General features: G+C 74.6%; 19 protein-coding genes. 9 read left to right on the top strand and 10 right to left on the bottom strand.

Annotated features, from left to right (window positions below; translation table 11 throughout):
* Positions 1–38: 38 nt before the first annotated feature.
* The 4 genes from ACZ6Q9_RS13175 to ACZ6Q9_RS13160 all read left to right on the top strand — a co-directional run bounded on the left by ACZ6Q9_RS13175 (position 39) and on the right by ACZ6Q9_RS13160 (position 4,876).
* A complete protein-coding gene (locus ACZ6Q9_RS13175; RefSeq protein ID WP_350685273.1) occupies positions 39–1,145 on the top strand; it encodes a citrate synthase 2 in 1,107 nt (368 codons plus the stop codon).
* Positions 1,146–1,415: 270 nt separating this feature from the next.
* Complete coding sequence (gene serC / locus ACZ6Q9_RS13170; RefSeq protein WP_393257839.1) at positions 1,416–2,543, top strand: phosphoserine transaminase; 1,128 nt, start codon at positions 1,416–1,418, stop codon at positions 2,541–2,543.
* A 187-nt stretch (positions 2,544–2,730) separates the two neighbouring features.
* Positions 2,731–3,813 (top strand): septation protein SepH, encoded by a 1,083-nt coding sequence (gene sepH, locus ACZ6Q9_RS13165; RefSeq protein WP_393453299.1) that lies wholly within the window; start codon positions 2,731–2,733, stop codon positions 3,811–3,813.
* A gap of 76 nt (positions 3,814–3,889) precedes the next feature.
* Entirely contained in the window at positions 3,890–4,876 is a 987-nt protein-coding gene (locus ACZ6Q9_RS13160) for an aldo/keto reductase (protein ID WP_396828454.1), read from the top strand.
* Positions 4,877–5,099: 223 nt separating this feature from the next.
* On the opposite strand, the gene thpR is transcribed toward ACZ6Q9_RS13160, so the two are convergent.
* The 5 genes from thpR to ACZ6Q9_RS13135 form a co-directional block, all read right to left on the bottom strand.
* Positions 5,100–5,678, bottom strand: a complete 579-nt coding sequence (thpR, locus tag ACZ6Q9_RS13155; RefSeq protein ID WP_393453305.1) for an RNA 2',3'-cyclic phosphodiesterase — start codon at positions 5,676–5,678, stop codon at positions 5,100–5,102.
* 13 nt (positions 5,679–5,691) lie between these two features.
* Positions 5,692–6,201: a hypothetical protein gene (locus tag ACZ6Q9_RS13150; RefSeq protein ID WP_393453308.1), complete on the bottom strand. Its 510-nt coding sequence runs from the start codon at positions 6,199–6,201 to the stop codon at positions 5,692–5,694.
* 103 nt (positions 6,202–6,304) lie between these two features.
* Positions 6,305–7,588: an MFS transporter gene (locus ACZ6Q9_RS13145; protein ID WP_357452896.1), complete on the bottom strand. Its 1,284-nt coding sequence runs from the start codon at positions 7,586–7,588 to the stop codon at positions 6,305–6,307.
* A 70-nt stretch (positions 7,589–7,658) separates the two neighbouring features.
* Positions 7,659–8,108 carry a MarR family winged helix-turn-helix transcriptional regulator gene (locus tag ACZ6Q9_RS13140; RefSeq protein WP_350686624.1) on the bottom strand — a complete coding sequence of 150 codons (450 nt, stop codon included), beginning with the start codon at positions 8,106–8,108 and terminating at the stop codon, positions 7,659–7,661.
* A gap of 119 nt (positions 8,109–8,227) precedes the next feature.
* Positions 8,228–9,706 carry an NCS2 family permease gene (locus ACZ6Q9_RS13135; protein ID WP_396828459.1) on the bottom strand — a complete coding sequence of 493 codons (1,479 nt, stop codon included), beginning with the start codon at positions 9,704–9,706 and terminating at the stop codon, positions 8,228–8,230.
* An 88-nt stretch (positions 9,707–9,794) separates the two neighbouring features.
* On the opposite strand from ACZ6Q9_RS13135, the gene ACZ6Q9_RS13130 reads away from it, so the two are divergent.
* Entirely contained in the window at positions 9,795–10,043 is a 249-nt protein-coding gene (locus tag ACZ6Q9_RS13130; RefSeq protein WP_396828460.1) for a DUF2530 domain-containing protein, read from the top strand.
* 46 nt (positions 10,044–10,089) lie between these two features.
* Here ACZ6Q9_RS13130 and ACZ6Q9_RS13125 read toward each other — a convergent pair whose 3' ends face one another.
* The gene (locus ACZ6Q9_RS13125) at positions 10,090–10,929 is read right to left on the bottom strand and encodes a DUF3027 domain-containing protein (protein WP_393257820.1); all 840 of its coding nucleotides are present in this window, start codon (positions 10,927–10,929) and stop codon (positions 10,090–10,092) included.
* Between the two features lie 87 nt (positions 10,930–11,016).
* Here ACZ6Q9_RS13125 and ACZ6Q9_RS13120 point away from each other — a divergent pair, with 87 nt between their 5' ends.
* Positions 11,017–12,693, top strand: a complete 1,677-nt coding sequence (locus ACZ6Q9_RS13120) for an MFS transporter (RefSeq protein ID WP_396828462.1) — start codon at positions 11,017–11,019, stop codon at positions 12,691–12,693.
* Entirely contained in the window at positions 12,690–13,340 is a 651-nt protein-coding gene (locus tag ACZ6Q9_RS13115) for a futalosine hydrolase (RefSeq protein WP_393453317.1), read from the top strand. The genes ACZ6Q9_RS13120 and ACZ6Q9_RS13115 overlap by 4 nt, the downstream gene beginning before the upstream one ends.
* Positions 13,341–13,383: 43 nt before the next feature.
* Here ACZ6Q9_RS13115 and ACZ6Q9_RS13110 read toward each other — a convergent pair whose 3' ends face one another.
* A complete protein-coding gene (locus tag ACZ6Q9_RS13110; RefSeq protein WP_393453320.1) occupies positions 13,384–14,430 on the bottom strand; it encodes a GNAT family N-acetyltransferase in 1,047 nt (348 codons plus the stop codon).
* 767 nt (positions 14,431–15,197) lie between these two features.
* Here ACZ6Q9_RS13110 and ACZ6Q9_RS13105 point away from each other — a divergent pair.
* Entirely contained in the window at positions 15,198–16,091 is an 894-nt protein-coding gene (locus ACZ6Q9_RS13105; RefSeq protein ID WP_393453323.1) for a 1,4-dihydroxy-6-naphthoate synthase, read from the top strand.
* On the opposite strand, the gene ACZ6Q9_RS13100 is transcribed toward ACZ6Q9_RS13105, so the two are convergent.
* Positions 16,052–16,438: a cold-shock protein gene (locus ACZ6Q9_RS13100; protein ID WP_393257809.1), complete on the bottom strand. Its 387-nt coding sequence runs from the start codon at positions 16,436–16,438 to the stop codon at positions 16,052–16,054. The two genes, ACZ6Q9_RS13105 and ACZ6Q9_RS13100, sit on opposite strands and share 40 nt — an antisense overlap.
* A 28-nt stretch (positions 16,439–16,466) precedes the next feature.
* On the bottom strand, positions 16,467–17,090 hold the full coding sequence (locus ACZ6Q9_RS13095; RefSeq protein WP_393453324.1) for an HAD family hydrolase: 624 nt from the start codon (positions 17,088–17,090) through the stop codon (positions 16,467–16,469).
* 87 nt (positions 17,091–17,177) lie between these two features.
* On the opposite strand from ACZ6Q9_RS13095, the gene ACZ6Q9_RS13090 reads away from it, so the two are divergent.
* Complete coding sequence (locus tag ACZ6Q9_RS13090) at positions 17,178–19,661, top strand: helicase-associated domain-containing protein (RefSeq protein WP_393453326.1); 2,484 nt, start codon at positions 17,178–17,180, stop codon at positions 19,659–19,661.
* A 59-nt stretch (positions 19,662–19,720) separates the two neighbouring features.
* On the opposite strand, the gene ACZ6Q9_RS13085 is transcribed toward ACZ6Q9_RS13090, so the two are convergent.
* Complete coding sequence (locus ACZ6Q9_RS13085; RefSeq protein ID WP_393453329.1) at positions 19,721–19,969, bottom strand: hypothetical protein; 249 nt, start codon at positions 19,967–19,969, stop codon at positions 19,721–19,723.
* Positions 19,970–20,041 lie beyond the last annotated feature (72 nt).

Genomic DNA, 20,041 nt, shown 5'->3' with positions numbered 1-20,041 from the left:
GCTGGCCGGGCGCACCGAGCAGACCCAGGAGAGATGACATGGCCGATTTCAAACCCGGACTGGAGGGCGTCGTAGCCTTCGAGACCGAGATCGCCGAACCCGACCGCGAAGGCGGCGCGCTGCGCTATCGCGGGGTCGACATCGAGGATCTGATCGGCCAGGTCTCCTTCGGCAACGTGTGGGCGCTGCTGGTCGACGGGCGGTTCGGCCCGGGCCTGCCGCCGGCGGAGCCGTTCCCGGTGCCGGTGCACTCCGGCGACATCCGGGTGGACGTGCAGTCCGCGGTCGCGATGCTCGCGCCCTACTGGGGCCTCGACCAGCTCCTCGACATCTCCGACGAGCAGGCCCGCGAGGACCTCGCCCGGGTGTCGGTCACCGCACTGTCCTTCGTCGCCCAGTCCGCCCGCGGCCTCGGCCTGCCGGCGGTGCCGCAGAAGGAGATCGACAAGGCGTCCACCATCGTCGAGCGGTTCATGAAGCGCTGGCGCGGCGAGCCGGACCCGCGGCACGTCAAGGCCGTCGACGCCTACTTCATCTCGGCCGCCGAGCACGGCCTGAACGCCTCCACCTTCACCGCCCGGATCGTCGCCTCCACCGGCGCCGACGCCGCGGCCTGCATCTCCTCCGGCATCGGCGCCCTCTCCGGCCCGCTGCACGGCGGCGCCCCCTCCCGCGTGCTCAGCATGCTGGAGGCGGTCGAGCGCAGCGGCGACGCCGAGGGCTACGTGAAGGGCGTCCTCGACCGGGGCGAGCGGCTGATGGGCTTCGGCCACCGGGTCTACCGGGCCGAGGACCCGCGCGCCCGGGTGCTCCGCCGCACCGCCAAGGAACTGGGCGCGCCGCGCTTCGAGATCGCCGAGGCGCTGGAGAAGGCCGCGCTGGCCGAGCTGCAGGCCCGCCGCCCGGACCGGGTGCTCGCCACCAACGTCGAGTTCTGGTCGGCCGTGGTGCTCGACTTCGCCGAGGTGCCGGCGCACATGTTCACCTCGATGTTCACCTGCGCCCGGATGGGCGGCTGGAGCGCGCACATCCTGGAGCAGAAGAAGCTCCAGCGGCTGGTCCGCCCGTCGGCCCGCTACGTCGGCCCGGGCAGCCGCAAGCCCAGCGACGTCGAGGGCTGGGACGCCATCCCGCACGGCGTCTGAGATGTAAGGAAGGGCACCTTCTTATCGCCTCGTGCATAGGAAGGGGCCCTTCCTTGCACCTGGGCGGCGCGTGTTGTGGCGGATGACTCACGACCGGGTGTGGGACCAGCCGCCGAGCAGGCCGGCCCGGGTGGGAGGATGAAGGCCGGCAGAGTCGCCGGACCGGGCCCGGATCCCGGCCGCCCCGCGCGCCCGCGCGCGTCCGCCGTCGATCCGCGCCCGCCTGCAGACCGGGCCCGCCCTCGCCCATGCGGAAGGATCTCGACAACCGTGGCTGACGCACCGACCATCCGGATTCCCGACGACCTCAAGCCCGCCGACGGAAGGTTCGGCTGCGGGCCGTCCAAGGTCCGTCCGGCGGCGGTCTCCGCCCTCGCCGACGTGGCGACCAGCTACCTGGGCACCTCCCACCGGCAGAAGACCGTCCGGGACCAGGTCGCCCGGCTGCGCCGTGGCATCGCCGAGTTCTTCTCCCTGCCCGAGGGCTACGAGGTGGTGCTCGGCAACGGCGGCACCACCGCGTTCTGGGAGGTCGCGACGTTCGGCCTGGTCCGGGACCGGGCGCAGTTCGCCAGCTTCGGCGAGTTCGGCGCGAAGTTCGCCAAGTCCGTCAAGGACGCCCCCTTCCTCGGCGAGCCCACCATCCGCAAGTCGGAGGCCGGCACCGCCCCGAGCCTGGTGGCCGAGGCGGGGGTCGACGTCTACGCCACCCCGCACAACGAGACCTCGACCGGCGTCGCGGTGCCGATCAGCCGGGTGGCCGGCGCCGACCCGGGCGCGCTGCTGCTGGTCGACGCCACCTCCGGCGCCGGCGGGCTCGACGTCAACGTCGGCGAGACCGACGTCTACTACTTCGCCCCGCAGAAGTGCTTCGGCTCCGACGGGGGTCTCTGGCTGGCCCTGATGTCCCCGGCCGCCCTGGAGCGGGCCGGCGAGATCAAGGCGTCGGGCCGCTACGTCCCGGCCTTCCTCGACCTGGTCACCGCGATCGACAACTCGCGGCTGGAGCAGACCTACAACACCCCTGCCCTGGCCACCATCTTCCTGGCCGCCGAGCAGACCGACTGGATGAACGCGCAGGGCGGGCTGGCCTGGGCGGCCAAGCGCACGGCCGAGAGCGCCGCGATCGTCTACGGCTGGGCGGAGCGCTCCGACGTGGCGACGCCGTTCGTCGCCGACCCGGCGCTGCGGTCCAACGTGGTCGCCACCATCGACTTCGCCGACGGGGTCGACGCCACCGCGATCGCCAAGGCGCTGCGCGCCAACGGCATCGTGGACACCGAGCCCTACCGGAAGCTGGGCCGCAACCAGCTGCGGGTCGCGCTCTTCCCGGCCGTCGAGCCGGCCGACGTCGAGGCGCTGACCGCGTCCATCGACTACGTGGTCGAGCGGCTCTAGGTCGCCGTCACGTTCGGTGGCCGCCGGCCCGTACGGCGGCCACCGAACGTGATCATCGCCGCAGCTCAGTCACGACATGCGGGTGTCGCATCCCCCACCTCAGGGAAGATGCGCGTACGGTGGTGCGAGACGCCCGGGTGGCCGGCTCGTGGCGTGACGGCCAGCGAAGCGGGACGGAGGCAACGCTATGCGCCCAGTACGCTTCGTCGCCCTCTCCGAGGACGGCCAGGCCCTGGTGCTCGCCGACGAGGTCGGGCGCCTGCTCGCCCTGCCCATCGACGAGCGGATCGCCGGCGCGTTGCACGCCGAGCCCGGCGCCCCGCCGCTCGCCGTGGCCCCGGCGGCTTCCGCCGACCCGGTGCCCTCGCTCTCCCCACGGGACATCCAGGCGAAGATCCGCTCCGGCGAGTCCGCCGAGGACGTCGCCCGGATCGCCGGCGTGCCCGTCGACCGGGTGCTGCGCTACGCCGGCCCGGTGCTCCAGGAGCGGGCCATGCTCGCCCAGCACGCCCGGCGCACCCGGCTCAAGGGCGCGGAGAAGCCGACCCCGCTCGCCGAGGTCGTCAACGGCCGGCTGGCCCAGCACGGGATCGACACCGAGAAGATCTCCTGGGACGCGTGGCGCCGCGACGACGGCACCTGGCGGATCGTCGCGACCTGGCCGTCGGGCAAGGCGACCGCGCAGGCGGTCTGGGATCTCGACAAGACCCGGCAGGCGGTCACCCCGCACGACGACATGGCGCAATACCTGTGCGCCGAGCGGCCCACCCCGATCCTCGGGCAGGAGCCGGCGCCGGAGCGGGGCGGTCACGCGCTGCCCGGCCCGTCGCGGGGCGAGCCGAGCCGGGGCGGGCACGGCCTGCCGGCGCCGGCCGAGCACAGCCGGCCTGGCCGCGACCCGATCCGGGCCGGGCGGGACGCCCTGCTCGCCTCCCTCGACCGTCCGCTCGGCTCGACCTCGGGCCGCGGGCTCGACCCGCGCTCCCCGGCTGCCCTGGCGGGGCAGGATGCGCCCCGGCAGCGGCCGGTCGGCGGCGGCGCGGCGGCGCTGCTCGGCGGCGGGCAGGGTTCCGCGTTCGACGACGACTCGGACGCGCCCAAGGAGGTGCCGGCCGTGCCGTCCCTGGCGGTGCTCCGGCCCCGCCGCACGGGCGCGCCGGCGGCCTCGGCCGCCGAGTCTGCCGAGGCCGGGGGCAAGCCCCGCAAGCGCCTGCCGAGCTGGGACGACGTCCTCTTCGGCAGCGGGCCGGCGGCCCGCGAGTCCTCCTGACGCGTCGACTCCGGCGGCGAGCGTTCGCCGGAGTCGACGCGAGGCACTCGAAGTGCCGCCGTGGCAGGGTGGCCGTATGGAGTACACGAACCTGGGCCGCACCGGCCTGTCGGTCAGCCGTCTCTGCCTCGGCACCATGAACTTCGGGCCGCAGACGACCGAGCCGGACAGCTTCGCGATCATGGATCGGGCCCTCGATCAGGGCATCAACTTCTTCGACACCGCCAACGTCTACGGCTGGCAGACCGGCGAGGGGATCACCGAGCAGATCATCGGCCGCTGGTTCGCCCAGGGCGGCGGCCGGCGGGACAAGGTCGTCCTGGCCACCAAGGTCTACGGCAAGATGGGCGAGTGGCCCAACGAGCAGGGCCTGTCCGCCCGGCACATCATCCGGGCGTGCGAGGACTCGCTGCGCCGGTTGCAGACCGACACCATCGACCTCTACCAGATGCACCACGTCTCCCGGGCCACGCCGTGGGAGGAGATCTGGCAGGCCATGGAGACCCTGGTCGCCCAGGGCAAGGTGCTCTACGTCGGGTCGTCCAACTTCGCCGGCTGGCACATCTCGGTGGCGCAGGAGGCGGCGGCGAAGCGCCACTTCCTCGGCCTCGTCTCGGAGCAGTGCATCTACAACCTCCTCACCCGGCACGTCGAGCTGGAGGTGGTGCCCGCCGCGCAGCACCACGGGCTCGGCATCATCCCGTGGTCGCCGCTGCACGGCGGGCTGCTCGCCGGGGTGCTGCGGAAGATGGCCGAGGGCGGGGCCGCGCGCGGCGCCAGCGGCCGCTCCGCCGACGCGCTCGCCGAGCATCGGCCGACCATCGAGGCGTACGAGAAGCTCTGCGGCGAGCTGGGGCACGACCCGGCGGACGTGGCGCTCGGCTGGCTGCTGTCCCGGCCGGGGGTGACCGCCCCGATCATCGGGCCGCGCACCGCCGACCAGCTCGACCGCTCCCTGGGCGCCCTGTCCGTCAGCCTCGACGAGGACGCCTTCGCCCGGCTCGACCAGCTCTTCCCGCCCGTCGGCAACGGCGGCCCCGGCCCGGAGGCCTGGGCCTGGTAGCCACGCGCCACGGCGGAGCCGGCGGCAGGCGACCGCCGGCTTCACGGGTGGGCGCCGCCGGGGCCGGCGGCGCCCACCCGGGCTGACGCGGCCGGGCGGTCACCTGGGCACCGGCGGCCAATGGCTGGCGTGGTCGGGGTCAGACGGGGCAGGCCGGCCATCGGCTGGCGCGGCCGGGCGGTCAGACGAGCCACGCCGGCCATCGGCTGGCGCGGCCGGGCGGTCAGATGGGCCAGGCGGCCAAGCGGTCGTAGGTGGGGCGGGGGCCGGGGTGGCTGCGCATCAGCACCATCTCGGCGGCCGGCCACGCCGGGCCCTCGTAGCCGTCCAGGGTCGCCAGGTCCGCCGCCACGTCGACGTCGGGCACCCGGTCACCGGGTCGGGCGACCGTCAGGTGCGGGCGGAACGGCTTCTCGTCGTGTGGCAGGCGGGCGTGCCGCAGCCGGGAGCGGATCAGCCGGGCCAGTATCTGGAGCTGCTCCACCTCGCCCCGCAGGTCGACCCAGAGCACCGTGAACCGGCCCCGCCCGAAACGCCCGCCGCCGGCGATCCGGAGCCGGGGCGCGGCGGAACGGCCCTCCCGGGACCACTCGGCGGCCAGCCCCAGCGCGCTCGCCACGTCGACCAGCCGGTCCGCCTCGACGTCGCCGAGGAAGGCGAGGGTGACGTGGGCGGTGGCCGGGTCGGCGAGCCGGACGTTGATCCCGGAGGCGGCCGCCGCGCCGACCCGCAACCGGGCGACCTGCGCGCCGAGGTGCGCGATCGCCTCCGACGGCGGGTAGACCGCGACGAAGAGCCTCACGCCGGCCCGCCGCTCAGTGGTGGCGCTGCCGGTGACCGGCCCGGGCGGCGGGCAGGGTCAGCCCGGCGGCGTGCAGGAGGCCCTCCACCCGGACCCGCTCCAGCTCCAGGTCGACGCCCTCCAGCTCGGTCAGGTGCTCGGTGACGCCGAGCGCCCGGCAGGCCAGCCGGAGCCGGTCGTCGTACGCCCGGAGCACCGTGCCGTGCCAGACCGGCTGTCGGCCGTCGGTGCTGGCGCCCTGGCCGCGCAGGCGGCGCAGGTCGGCGGCGAGTTGTTCCAGCGGGCGCCGGTCGGGCCGGTCGAAGTCGGTGAGGTCGATGTCGCGGGTCAGCGCGTCGGCCTCGACGGCCCGGTCCAGCCGGGCGATGGTGCGCCGCTCCCGCCGGCGCTCACGCCACTCGGCCCACCCGCAGGCGACCCGGTCGATGATCTCGTCGGCGCAGAAGACCGCGGCGATCACCGCCGGCAGGCTGGCCACGCCCACGAAGGCCAGGACCAGCAGCACCCCGCGTCCGACCTCCACGCATCGACGCTAAGCCCGATCCCCCCGGGCCGCCACCGGATTGGCCGCATCCACGCCATCCGCAGGATGGGACGGATCGTCCCACCCCGGGCGGCGAGGGCGGTCAGCAGTCGGTGGAGGTGACGTAGAAGCGCGGCATCGGCAGGATGCGGAAGCGCAGCCGGGCGCCGGCGCGGCGGAGCTGCCAGGTGAGCGCGATCAGGGCGGTGGCCAGCGAGACGAGCCCGCCGATCCAGATGCTGGCGCCCGCGCCGTAGGTCTCCGCCACCCAGCCGATCAGCGGCGCACCGACCGGGTTGGTGCCGAGGAACACCAGCACCCACAGGGCCATCACCCGGCCCCGGAAGGCGGCGTCCGTGCCGAGCTGGACCCGCTGGTTGGCGGCCTGGGCGAAGAACACCATGAAGAACCCGGTGGGCAGCAGGAGCGCCACCACCATCCAGTACGCCGACGCGAGCCCGACCAGCGTGCCGAAGCTGGCGCAGCCGACCGCGGCGCCGAGCACCACCCAGACCGACGGGCGGCTGCGCCGCCCGGTGCCGGCCAGCGCCCCGACCAGCGCGCCGACCGCCAGCGCGGTGCTGAACAGCCCGAACGAGGCCGCCCCGGTCTGGAACACGGTCTTGGCGAGCGCGGCCAGGGTGAGCTGGAAGTTGAACAGCGACATGCCGATCACCGACATCACCGCCATCGGCAGCAGCAGGTCGGGGCGGCGCCAGACGTAGCGCAGGCCGTCGACGACCTTGGCCGAGGCCCGCTCGTCGCGCGGCGGCAGCGCCTCCCGGTGCAGCTCGGCCGGGCGCATCCGGACGACGTTGACCAGCGGGGCGATCGAGCTGAGCGCGGTGAACAGGAAGACCGGCCCCACGTCGAACGCGGCGATGGCCAGGCCGGCGACGGCCGGCCCGACGATCCGGGCGGAGTTGAACACGGCCGCGTTCAGCGAGAGCGCGTTCGGCAGCAGCGACGTGCCGACCAGTTCCGAGACGAACGCCTGCCGAACGGGGGTCTCCACGGCGTTGGCGACGCCGAGCAGGGCCGCGAACGCGAAGACGTGCCAGAGCTGAACGAGGCCGGTGATCACCAGCAGGCTCATCGCGAGCGCCAGCACGGTCCAGAACGCGTTGGCGACGAAGAGCAGCATCCGCTTGTCGTAACGGTCGGCGAGCCGCCCGGAGAGCAGGGTGAGCAGCAGGACGGGAGCGAACTGTAGGGCGGTGACCACGCCGAGTGCGGTAGCGGAGTTGTCGGAGAGCTCGAGGACGAGCCAGTCCTGGGCGATGAACATCATCCAGACACCGATCAGCTTGATCAGTTGCCCGGATGCGAAGAGCCGGTAGTTGCGGACCTGTAGGGACTGGAACATCGTGCTCAGCTTCGCCTGCACTCTTTGTGCGCCTCCTCGCGGTCGTACGCGTCATCGACAGCGGACGGCGCGGTGGTGCGAGGCGCGCGGGTCAGGCGCGGGCGAGCTGCTGAAGGATCTCGGCGGCCTGCCGCAGGGTGTCCCGTTCTGCTTCGGTCAGCTCGGCCAGCCGGTGGGCCAGCCACTCGTCGCGGACGCGCTCGAACTGGTCGAGCACCGCCCGTCCCCCCTCTGTCGCCGCGAGGATGACCTGCCGTCCGTCGGTCGGATGGGGGGTGCGCTGCACGAGGCCACGCTCCTCCAACTTCGCGACGATCTTGGTCATCGTCGGCGGCTGCACCCGTTCGACGTCGGCCAGTTCCCGGGGCGTCAACGCGCCCGCCAGCCGGAGGCTGGTGAGCGCGGAGAGCTGGGTGACCGTGAGGTCGCCGACCGGCCGGGCCTGGCGGACCCGTCGGTTGAGTCGGGTGATCGCATCACGCAGCTGTGGTGCGAGCTGCGCCGGTGGCACGCGTTTCGCCGTCACCGTCCGCTCCGTCACGATAGTTAGCTTAACTAATGAGCCTTGCTAATGAGCTGCGATATGACCATGCTCACGAGAAGTTTGCCCTGCTCCGGGCCGGCTACCCGATTCGGTCACCGGCCCGGAGCGGAGGGTGGTCAGAGCACCAGGGACTCGATCGGCCCGCGCAGGAAGTACAGCACGAAGAGGGCGGCCACCCCGTACAGCAGGGGGTGGATCTCCCGGGCCTTGCCCTTGGCGAGCTTCACCACCACGTACGTGATCAGGCCGGCGCCGATGCCATTGGAGATCGAGTACGTGAAGGGCATCAGGACGATCGTGAGGAACGCCGGGATGGCGATCTCGTAGTCGGACCAGTCGATCGTCCGCACCGCGGTCATCATCAGGAAGCCGACCACCACCAGCGCGGTGGAGGCCGCCTCGAACGGCACCACCACGACCAGCGGCGCCAGGAACATCGCCAGCAGGAACAGGCCGCCGGTGACCAGGTTGGCCGCGCCGGTACGGGCGCCCTCCGCCACACCGGCGGCGCTCTCGATGTACGACGTGTTGCTCGACGTGCTCGCCGCACCGCCGGCCGCCGCCGCGATCGAGTCGACCAGCAGGATCTCCTTGGCCCGCGGCGGGGTGCCCCGCTCGTCGAGCATGCTCCCCTCCTGCCCGACCGCGACCATCGTGCCCATGGTGTCGAAGAAGTCCGTGATCAGCAGGGTGAACACGAACATGAGGACGACGAGCCAGCCGGCCCGGCTCCACGAGTCGAACACGTTGAAGTTGCCGAGCAGCGACAGGTCCGGCACGTCCAGCCAGGTCTTCGGCAGCTCGGGGACGTTCAGCGCCCAACCCTTCGGGTTCGGCTTGCCGTCGACGAAGGACGGCCCGATGTTCGCCACCGCCTCGACGACGACCGCCAGCACGGTGGAGCCGAGGATGCCGATCAGGATCGCGCCCTTGACCCGGCGTACCAGCAGCACCACGGTCAACAGCAGGCCCACCACGAAGACCAGCATCGGCCAGCTGCCGAGGGTGCCGTCGAAGCCCAGGCCGACGGGGACGGTGGTGTTCGCCGAGTCCGGGACGCGGCGGACGAAGCCGGCGTCGACCAGCCCGATGATGGTCAGGAAGAGGCCGATGCCGACGCCGATCGCCGTCTTCATCTGCGTCGGCACCGAGCGGAACACCGCCGTACGCAGGCCGGTCAGCACCAGCACCGCGATGATCACACCCTCGATCACCACGAGGCCCATCGCGTCCGCCCAGGTCATCTCCGGAGCGATCTCGTACGCGACCAGCGCGTTGACGCCGAGACCGGCGGCGAGCGCGATCGGGAACCGGCCGACGACGCCCATCAGGATCGTCATCAGGCCGGCGACCAGGGCGGTGGCCGCCGCGAGGGCGGGGATGGGGAGCTTCTGGCCGTCGCCGTCGACGGCACCACCGATGATGAGCGGGTTGAGCACCACGATGTACGCCATCGTGAAGAAGGTCGCCAGGCCACCGCGCACCTCGCGGCTCATCGTCGAGCCACGGGCGGAGATCTCGAAGAACCGGTCGAAACCGTTACGCGGGTGAGCCGGATCGGGTGGTGTGCCGTTGTCGGGTGGAGCTACTGCCATCAGGTCCTCGCAGGTGATCTTCCGTTGTCGCGCCGCATCGTCGCAGATCACGGGCCAGCAGCGAAAGTTGATCGCGTACGCTTGCCGCGTGCCGAAGGAGCAGCCGCCGCGACCCGAGCCGCTCGACCCGCCGATGGTTCCGTTCGCCCTCGCCGGGATGGCGGCCTGGGCGCTCGCCGGGCTGGCGTTACTCGTCTTCTTCCGCGACTGGCTGACCGCGCACGGTCACCAGGACTGGTTGTGGATCTGCCTGGCCGGTTTCCTGTGGGGTTTCCCCGGTCTCGCCGTGATGATGCGGCACGACGCCAACCGACGCCGCCGCCGCGCCGGCCACTGACCTGCGCCGACGCCGATCCGCCGGCCCGGCGCCGCGGCCGGTCCCGTCAGGGGTGGCCGTACGGCTCCGCCGGCTCCGCGGCCTCCACCGAGCCCGGAGCCCGGCTGACCGACACGGGCTCCACCGCGCTGTCGTCGTAGACCGTCGGCATCTCGTCGACCGGGGTGTCGGCGGCCTCGATCAGGGTCTCCGAGTGCGCGCCGCAGCCGTGGTCGGCGCTGACCACCCGGCCGTCGTCGGGGGCGTAGAAGTTGCCGCAGGCGCCGAAGGACTGCCGCAGGGCGCCGGCGAGCGGCAGGTAGAAGCCGCAGGTCCCGCAGCGGGCGGCGGCGGGAGCGGCGACCGAGATCGCGGCGGAGGGGCCGTGGTCGCCGTCGTACCAGCGCTGGGCGGCCTCGCTGCGCCCCTCCCGGGAGAGCACCCGGGCCCGGCCGAGCCCCAGCTCCCAGGCGGTCTCCTCGACCGCCGGGTCGTCGGAGAGCACGTAGCCGGGCTGGAGCCGCTCGTCGTCCGCCGGCGTGGGCAGCAGGTCGCCGGGACCGAGGTCACCCGGCTTGAGCCGCTCCTGCCACGGCAGCCAGCCGGGCGCGAGCATCGCGTCCGCGCCGGGAAGCAGCACCGTCTCGCAGACGGTGACGTGTCGGCTGCGGGGCACCCGGGTGACGGTGACGGCCCACCGCCAGCCGCGGTAGCCGGCGAGCCGGCACTCGAAGTAGTGGGTGACGAGCCGGTCGCCCTCCGCAACAGCCTGCAGGTGGTCGCCGATGTCCGAGGCGTCGACCTCGGTGATGGCGTCGCGCGCCACCTCGACGGCGGCGGCGCAGACCTGGTCGAGACGAGCGGCGCGGGCGGAGGCGGGCCTGGTCACCCGACCATTGTTCCCCATGCGTACGGCCGACCGACAGGCACCCGCCGAGGACGTTCTGGCGCAGTGGTGCGGCGTACGCGGACCGGATGGGCAAGGATGGTGGGCATGCCGCTGTTCTCCCGCTCCGGGCGGTCCGTGCTCGGGCAGACCGTCGGCACCGGCATCAAGGCCGTCCGCCTGCTGTTCCGGGGCTCGGTCAGCGGTGGGCGCTGGATGACCCGCCGGGCCGGCCGGGCCCGCGCCCGGGGCGCCGGGGACGAGGTCGGCATGGTCCGCCTCTTCGACCTGCACGCGGTCTCCTGCGCCGGGGACACGCTGATCGCCATCGGCCTCGCCGGGACGATCTTCTTCAACGTCCCGCTCGGCGAGGCGCGCAGCAAGGTCGCCCTCTACCTGCTGGTGACCATGGTGCCGTTCGCCATGCTCGCCCCGGTGGTGGGCCCGCTGCTCGACCACTTCCGGCACGGCCGGCGGTACGCGCTGGCCGCCACCATGCTCGGCCGGGCCTTCCTGGCCTGGCTGATCTCCGACTACATCCACGGCTTCGGCCTCTACCCGGCGGCCTTCGGCGTGCTGGCGCTCTCCCGCGCGTACGGGGTGGCCCGCTCGGCGGCCGTGCCCCGGCTGCTCCCGGAGGGGCTCGGGCTGTCCCAGGTGGGCGCCCGGGCCAGCGTCTACGGCACGGTGGCCGGCGCGCTGGTCGCCCCGATCGGGCTGGCCGCCTTCTGGTTCGGGCCGCAGTGGCCGCTCCGGGTGGCCTCGGTCATCTTCCTGGTCGGCATGGTGATCTCCCTCCGGCTGCCCCCGAAGGCCGACTCGGAGCCGCCGGAGCGGGTGCCCCGGCCGCTGCGGGCGCTGGGTCGCCGCACCGGGGACCGCCCGCTGGGCCGGGGGCGGCCGGCGGGCCGACTCGTGATCGCCACCCTGATCGGCGCCGCGACGCTGCGCGCGGTCTACGGCTTCCTGCTGCTCTTCCTGGCCTTCGCGATCAAGGCGGGCGACCTGACCACCGTGGCCTTCGGTCGGGACCTCGGCGACGAGGCGGCGCTGGGCCTGGTCGGCGCGGCGCTCGCCGTGGGCACCTTCCTGGCCACCGCGGTCGGCACCCGGCTGCGCATCCACCGGCCCGCCGCGATCCAGTCCAGCGGCATGGTCGTCGTCGCCGGGGTGGCGATCCTCGCCGCGTTGAAGTTCTCGCTGCCCATGGTCGCCCTGCTCTGCCTGGTCGCCGCGCTGAACAGCGGCATCGCCAAGCTCGCCGTGGACGCCTCGATCCAGGAACGCATCCCGGAGCGGCTGCGGGCCAGCTCCTTCGCCCACTCGGAGACGGTGCTGATGCTCGCCTTCGTCGCCGGGGGCGGCCTGGGGCTCGTACCCTTCGACGGCCGGATCGTGATCGCCGCCGTCGCCGCCGTCGGCACCGTGGCCGCCGCCCGGGGCCTGGTGGTGGCCGGCCGGCTGCGCGCGGAGCGCCTGCTCGGCCGGCCGCTCGGCGACGACGAGCTGACCGACGGAACCGACGGGACCGACGAAACCGACCCCGATGCCCCGGGCGCCCCGGGCGCCCCGGGCACCGACGGTGCGGATTCCCCCGACCCGGAGGCCGGGCGCCGACACGACCCCACGCCCACCTCCCCCGCCCCGGCGCAGGGCGGCTCTCCGCTGGACGACCCCGGCCTGGCACCGCCGGGCTACCACATCTACCGGCCCTCGTCGGCCGTCGGCGGGCCGGGCGGGACGGACGACGAGACCCGCCGGGAGCCGCAGGGGCCGCTCTCGTGACCGGCCTGCTGGTGGTCACGGCGGTCCCCGCCGAGGCCGAGGCGATCCGCGCCGGCCTCGCCGACCAGACGACCACGGTGCTGCCGGTGGGGGTCGGGCCGGCCGTCGCCGCCGCCACCACGACCCGGCTGCTGGTGCTCGCCGAGGCCGCCGGCCGGCCCTACGGCGGCGTGGTCAGCGCGGGTGTGGCGGGGGGCTTCGCCGGCCGGGTGGAGGTGGGCGCCACGGTGTTGGGCACCGTGTCCGTGGCCGCCGACCTCGGCGCCGAGTCGCCGGCCGGCTTCATCCCCGTGGACGAGCTGGGCATGCCCCCGGACTGGCTGGGCGGCGCCACCGCGCTCGCCGCCGACCCGGGCCTGCTCGCCCGGCTGCGGGCCGCGCTTCCGACGGCCACCGTCGGCCCGGTGCTGACCGTCAGCACGGTCACCGGCACCGCCGCCAGCACCGACGCGCTACGCCGGCGGCACCCGGACGCGGTCGCCGAGGCCATGGAGGGGTACGGGGTGGGCGTCGCCGCCGCCCAGGCGGGCCTCCCGTTCGTCGAGCTGCGTACCGTCTCCAACCCGATCGGCCCCCGCGACCGCGACGCGTGGCGCATGCGCGAGGCGCTGGCCGCCCTGACCACCGCCGCCGCGGCCCTGACCTGACCCGTCTGGCCTGCCCGGCCTGCCTTCCCGCACGGCCGGACCGTCAGCCCGCGACCGCCGGCCGACGGTCGAGCCGCAGCGACCACGGTCGGTACGCCTCCAGTTCGTAGCCGCAGGCGAGCAGGAAGTCGCTCCCGCCGGCCCCGGCGGTCGCCAGCACGGTGCGGATACCGATCCTGTCCATCTCCTCCGCGAGGAGCTGGAGCAGCCGGCGGCCGATGCCCAGGAAGCGCAGCTGCGGTGCCACCACCACGCCGTCCAGCACCATCTCCCGCCGGCCGCCGCCGTCCTCACCCAGCAACAGATCCTCGCTCCGCTCGTGCGCCCGCAACTCGCCGACCGGCCCGCCACCGGGCAGTTCGGCCACGAATCGCCAACACCCGTCCGGCACGTCCTCGGTCACCCGGCGAAACTCCACGGCGGCGCGAAGCCGCTCCCGTACCCGTCGCTCGTCGCGCCGCCCGCGGTCGAGGTCGTACGTCCGCTCGGGCACCCGCACCGGCCACTGCTCCGGCGGTACGTACCAGTGCCCCCACCACGCGCCCGGCCAGTCCTTCAGCGTGCGGACCTCCCGGACGTCGAGGTGCGCGGGATAGCGGCGACCGCCCTCGTCGCGTCGTCCGTCGTGCGGGACGGCCGGCGGCACCGCGAGAGCGCCCGGCCCGACCGAGGACGGCGTTCCACCGTTGCCGTTGCCGTTGCGATCGCCGACACCGACGCCAACACCGACGAAGTCCGAAATGCCATCCGGAGCACCATCCCGAGCGCCGGTCGGAGGACCGTTCGCGATGCCGTTTGTGCTGCCGTTCGCGATGCCGTTTGTGCTGGTTCTTGCGATGCCATCTGGGAAGGCGTCTGCCATGTCGAGCCCGGCGTCTCGGACACCGACCACCAGTTCCCCGCCGGCGGCCCGGACCAACCGCTCCACCGTCCGCAACCTCGGATCGGCTCCCGGATCGGATTCGATCCGCGCCACGGTGCTCTTGGGCACGCCCGACCGCCGTGCCAGTTCCCGCTGGCTCAGGTCCGCCTGGCGCCGCAGTGCGCGCAGCGCCGCCCCCACGTCGATCGGCCCGCTCCGCTCCGTCACACCTCGATCGTCGCCATGGAGTGGGCCGACTTTCAACAACAGCCGCCCACCTGTGGAAAAGCCTGTGGATAACCGGCATGGTTGTGTGCAGCCGGATGCTCTTGGGCGGACCAGCGTGGCCCGAGCCGAGCTGGCGCCGATCTGCCCGCAGCGCGCCCGGCCCGGCGCAGCCACAACCACAGCCGCAGCCGATCCGGTGGCGCAGCCGGTCGCCGTTCACAGCCACAACCCAGTCACCGCACAGTCGCTGTCGAGCTGCCCCGCCTATGAGACCACCGGTGCGCACCGGCCCAGCGCTCCTGGCCGGGGGCGTGCCCCATCTGTGAGGGCAGCTCGACAGGGCCGAACGGGCGTGGTGACGCCACCGACGGTGCCGGCTCGGCACCGTTACCCGGTGACGCCACCGACGACCCGCTCGACACCGTGCCTCGTGTGCCTGTGGCCCGTGGCTGACGCCAGCGGGATACACCGCGCACCGCGCACCGCGCACCGCGCACCGCGGGCCGCGCACCGCGCACCGCGCACCGCGCACCGCGCACCGCGCACCGCGGGCCGTGGGCCGCGCACCGCGGGCCGTGGGCCGCGCACCGCGGGCCGTGGGCCGTGGGCCGTGGGCCGTGGGCCGTGGGCCGTGAGGCCAGCGGAACGCGGCTCGGCACCGTAGGTGTGTCCCGATCCGGTCGCGGACGGATCCACGTCGCGGGGCAGGTCACAGTCGCGGGGACCGGGCGGAGCCGACCCGCTGCGGGCGGGGATACCGTGGGGGCGTGGCGCTCTCGCTGGCGATCTCGCCCTGCCCCAACGACACGTTCGTCTTCCACGCCCTGGTGCACGGCCTCGTGCCCGACGCGCCACCGGTGGAGGTGACGTACGCCGACGTCGACGTGACCAACACGGCTGCCGAACGGGGCGCGTTCGACCTGGTGAAGGTGAGCTACGCCGCGCTGCCGTGGCTGTTGGAGGACTACCACCTGCTGCCCTGCGGCGGGGCGCTCGGCCGTGGCTGCGGCCCGCTGGTGCTGACCAGGGGCGACGGCGCCGGCCGACCCGACCGCCCGGGCAGCGCGGGGCACGCCGACCGCGCCGACCGAGCCGACCGCGCCGACCTGACCGGCGCGACCGTGGCGGTGCCCGGCGACCGGACGACGGCGTACCTGCTCTTCCGGCTCTGGGCGGCGGACCGGCCGCCGGCGCGGATCGAGGTGGTGCCGTTCCACGAGATCATGCCGGGCGTGGCCGCCGGCCGGTACGACGCCGGCCTGGTCATCCACGAGGCCCGGTTCACCTACCCGCGGCACGGCCTGACCGCCCTGGTGGACCTGGGCGAGTGGTGGGAGGCCGACACCGGCCTGCCCATCCCCCTCGGCGCCATCCTGGCCCGGCGCGGCGCGGTGGACCCGGAGGCCGCCGCCGGGTGGATCCGCGAGTCGGTCCGCCGGGCCTGGGCCGACCCGGCGGCGAGCCGCGACTACGTGCTGGCGCACGCGCAGGAGATGGAGCCCGACGTGGTGGACCGACACATCGACCTCTACGTCAACGAGTTCACCGCCGACCTGGGGGACGCCGGGTTCGCCGCCGTGGAGGCGCTGCTCGGTCGGGCCGCCGCCGCCGGGCTGGTGCCTCAGACCTCCAGCTCGCGCGCGACGGCGTGGACCAGCTGAGCGATCTTCTGCGCGGCCTTGCGGTCGGGGAAGCGGCCCCGGCGCAGGTCCGGCTGCACCTTCGCCTCCAGCACCTTGATCATGTCCTCGACGAGGCCGTGCAGCTCCTCGGCCGGCCGGCGGCGCAGCTCCGCCACCGACGGCGGGGCGTCGAGCAGCTTGACCCCCATCGCCTGCGCGCCCCGGCGGCTGTCCACCACGCTGAAGTCGACCCGCTGACCGCCCTTGAGGTCGGTGACACCCGCCGGCAGCGCGGTCTTGGGAAGGAACACGTCGCCACCCTCGTCGCTGGTGACAAACCCGTATCCCTTGGCCGCGTCAAACCACTTCACTCGACCCGTCGGCACCTGAGAACCCCTGCTTCGCTTGAGACGTCTACTGCCCCAAGGCTAGCCGGATCATCCCGTCCAGCGCCGCCGGGAATCCGGTGAGATCATCCAGCACCGCCTCCGCCCCGGCGGCGCGGAGTTCGTCGGCCGAACACGGGCCGGTCGAGACGGCGATGCCGGGCACGCCCGCCGCCCGCGCGGCCACCATGTCGGCCACGTGGTCGCCGACGTAGTGCGTGGCGCCGTGCTCGCGCAGCGCGGTCGCCTTCTCCTCGGCGAACAGGTCGCCGGCCAGCTCGTCGACCGCCAGTCCGAGGTGGTCGAGGTGCAGCCGGGCCAGGCGGCCCAGCTTGGAGGTGACCACCAGCACCCGGCCGCCGCGGGCGCGGATCGCGTCGATCGCCTCGCGGGCGCCGGGCAGCGGGACGGTGGGCGTGATCGCGTACGCCGGGTAGAGCTCGCGGTACGTGCGGACGGCCGCGTCGACCTGCTCCGGCGGGAACCAGCGGGCGATCTCGGTACGCAGCGGCGGGCCGAGCCGGGACACGGCGGCCTCAGCGTCCACGTGCACGCCCGTCCGGGCGGTCAGCGCCCGGTAGGCGGCGGCGATGCCGGGGCGCGAGTCGACCAGGGTCATGTCGAGGTCGAAGCCGACCGTCAGTGCGGGCATGCGGAGAAACCTACCCGCCCGTCCGCACGGGTCAGCCGGACGTCCGAGGGGCGGGAAGACCCCCTGCCGGGCTAGCGTGGAACGACGATGACCACCTCACTCGCCGACCACCTGCGGTCGCTGCCCGACGAGTCGCTCGCCGCCCTCCTCCAACTGCGGCCGGACCTCGTGGTGCCCGTGCCCGCCGACGTCTCCGCGCTCGCCATCCGGGCCCAGTCCCGGGTCTCGGTGGCCCGCGCGCTCGACGGGCTCGACCAGTTCACCCTGCAGATCCTGGACGCCGCCCGGCTCACCCGGGACCCGGCCGAGGGCACCACCTCCACCGCCTCGGTGCTCGCCATGGCCACCGCCGGGCCGCACCCGCCCGCCCCCACCTCCGTCCGCGCCGCCGTGAACCGGCTGCGGGCGCTCTTCCTGCTGCACGGCCCCGAGAGCGCCCTGCGCGTGGTGGAGAGCGTCGACGAGGTCTCCCCGTACCCGGCGGGGCTGGGCCGGCCGGCGGCGGAGCTGGACCCGCGGTCGGCGGCGCTCTGCGCGGACCCGGCGAAGCTGCGGCGGACGCTGCTGGCCGCGCCACCCTCGGCCCGGGCCATCCTGGAGCGGCTGGCCGCCGGCCCGCCGGTGGGCAGCGTGCCGGCGGGCGCGTTGCAGGCGCCGCCGGTCGGCGCGGAGGACGACCTGCCCCCGGACCCGACCAACGGCGGCGCGCCGACCGGCTCGCCGGTGCGCTGGCTGGTCGACCACCACCTGCTGGTGCTGGTCTCCGGCCCCAGCAAGGCCAGCGCCACCGGCACCGTCGAGCTGCCCCGGGAGGTCGGCCTGCTGCTGCGCCGGGACAGCGGCCCGCTCGGCCCGCTGCGGACCAGCCCGCCGCCGGTGGCCACGCCGCCGCGCGAGCCGAAGGCCGCCGACTCCGCCGGAGCCGGGCAGACCATGGAGGCGGTACGGCACACCGAGGCGCTGCTGGAGCAGCTCGCGGCCGAGCCGGCGCCCGTGCTGCGCTCCGGCGGCCTGGGCGTGCGCGACCTGCGCCGGCTGGCCCGCGCGGTCGGGGTGGACGAGCCGACGGCCGCCCTGCTGCTGGAGGCGGCGTACGCGGCGGGGCTGATCGGCGAGGTGGACCTGCCCGGGGCCACCACCACCCGCTACGGGGCCGACCAGCAGGTGCTGCCCACCGCCGGGTACGAGGTGTGGCGGGCCGGCACGCTGGCGCAGCGCTGGGAGCAGCTCGGCCGGGCCTGGCTGACGATGACCCGGCAGGTCGGGCTGATCGGGCAGCGCGACGATCGGGACCGGCCGATCACCGTGCTCTCGGCCGAGGCGGAACGGGCCGGGGCGCCGGCCGCCCGACGCGCGGTCCTCGGGGTGCTCGCCAACCTGGAGCCCGCCACCGCGCCCACCCCCGAGGAGGTGCAGTCGCTGCTCGACTGGCGGGCGCCGCGGCGCAGCCGGGGGCGGGAGGCCGCGCACCGCGAGGTGCTGACCGAGGCGGCGACGCTGGGCGTGACCGGGCTGGGGGCGCTCACCTCGTACGGGCGGCTGCTGCTCGCCGACGTCACCGCCGTCGACGAGCGGGGCGGGGACGACCCGCTCGGGCTGCGCGCGGACGCCGAGGACGGCGACGGGACCGGCGCGGTGCGCGCGCTGGACGCGTTGTTGCCCGCCCCGGTCGACCACTTCCTGGTGCAGGCCGACCTGACCGTCGTGGTGCCCGGCCCGCCCGATCCGGCCCTCGCCGCCGAGCTGGAGGTGGTGGCCGAGCACGAGTCGGCCGGGGGCGCCAGCGTGCACCGGGTCACCCCGGCCAGCGTGCGCCGGGCCCTGGACGCCGGCTACTCGGCCGACGACCTGCACGCCCTGTTCCGGCGCCGGTCCCGCACCCCCGTACCGCAGGGGCTGACGTACCTGGTGGACGACGTGGCCCGCAAGCACGGCGGGCTGCGGGTCGGCTCCGCCGGGGCGTACGTGCGCAGCGACGACGAGGCGCTGCTGACCGAGGTGCTCGCCGACCGGCGGCTGGAGTCGCTGGCCCTGCGCCGGCTCGCGCCGACGGTGCTGTCGACCCCGTACCAGGTGGGCCGGATGCTCACGGCCCTGCGCGAGGCCGGGTACGCCCCGGTGCCGGAGGACGCGAGCGGGGCGGCGGTGCTGTCCCGCCCGAAGACCCGCCGGGCCCCGGCCCGGGTGTCGGTGGCGACCCGGACCCTCGACCCGCTGACCGCGCCGAAGCTGTCCATGCCCCGCCTGCTGGGCGTGGTGGAGCAGATCCGGCGCGGCGACGCGGCGGCCCGGGCGGCGCGGCGCGCGCCGGCGGTGGTCCGGGGCGGTGCGGCGCGTACCGGGCCGGTGCCGGCGCACACCCACAGCGACGCCCTCGCCGTGCTCCAGCAGGCGGTGCGGGACAAGGCGCTGGTCTGGGTCGGGTACGTCGACGCGCACGGGGCGAACGCGTCCCGGCTGGTCCGGCCGGTCTCGATCGGCGCGGGTTACCTGCGCGCCGAGGACGAGCGGACGGAGATGCTGCACACCTTCGCCCTGCACCGGATCACGGCGGCGGTGCTGGAGGACTGAGCGTCGCGCCCGTCCCCCACCGGTCGTTCCTCCGGCAGGGCCGGCGACCTCGGGCCGGGTCAGCGCCGGCTGCGGCGTACCGTCCCGACGACGGAGACGACCAGCAGCAGCGCGAATCCGGCGCCGGCCGACTCGCCGACCGAGTCGACGAAGCCCTGTTCGAGCACCAGCCAGCCGAAGAGGAACCAGCCGAGGAGCACCGCCGCGGCGGCCGCGTACGCGACGACGGTGACGGTGGAGACCCCCTCGTCCGGCGACCGGTCGCGCTCGGCACTGTGCTCCGGTCTCGCTTCCCGGTCGACCGTCATCTCCAGCCTCCCCGTCGGTCCGACGCCTGGCATTCCAGCGTGTCACTCGGGTGACCGGAGTGACAGGGGATA

The sequence above is a fragment of the Micromonospora sp. NPDC049139 genome (assembly GCF_055586845.1).
The sequence above is the reverse complement of the archived record's forward strand: the minus strand, read 5'-3'. Positions and strand labels throughout refer to the sequence as shown.

Coding starts and splice junctions, on each gene's coding strand:
- ACZ6Q9_RS13175 (WP_350685273.1), top strand. CDS start 39: ATGGCCGATTTCAAACCCGGACTGGAGGGCGTCGTAGCCTTCGAGACC.
- sepH (WP_393453299.1), top strand. CDS start 2,731: ATGCGCCCAGTACGCTTCGTCGCCCTCTCCGAGGACGGCCAGGCCCTG.
- ACZ6Q9_RS13160 (WP_396828454.1), top strand. CDS start 3,890: ATGGAGTACACGAACCTGGGCCGCACCGGCCTGTCGGTCAGCCGTCTC.
- ACZ6Q9_RS13135 (WP_396828459.1), bottom strand. CDS start 9,706: ATGGCAGTAGCTCCACCCGACAACGGCACACCACCCGATCCGGCTCAC.
- ACZ6Q9_RS13125 (WP_393257820.1), bottom strand. CDS start 10,929: ATGGGGAACAATGGTCGGGTGACCAGGCCCGCCTCCGCCCGCGCCGCT.
- ACZ6Q9_RS13120 (WP_396828462.1), top strand. CDS start 11,017: ATGCCGCTGTTCTCCCGCTCCGGGCGGTCCGTGCTCGGGCAGACCGTC.
- ACZ6Q9_RS13095 (WP_393453324.1), bottom strand. CDS start 17,090: ATGCCCGCACTGACGGTCGGCTTCGACCTCGACATGACCCTGGTCGAC.
- ACZ6Q9_RS13090 (WP_393453326.1), top strand. CDS start 17,178: ATGACCACCTCACTCGCCGACCACCTGCGGTCGCTGCCCGACGAGTCG.
- ACZ6Q9_RS13085 (WP_393453329.1), bottom strand. CDS start 19,969: ATGACGGTCGACCGGGAAGCGAGACCGGAGCACAGTGCCGAGCGCGAC.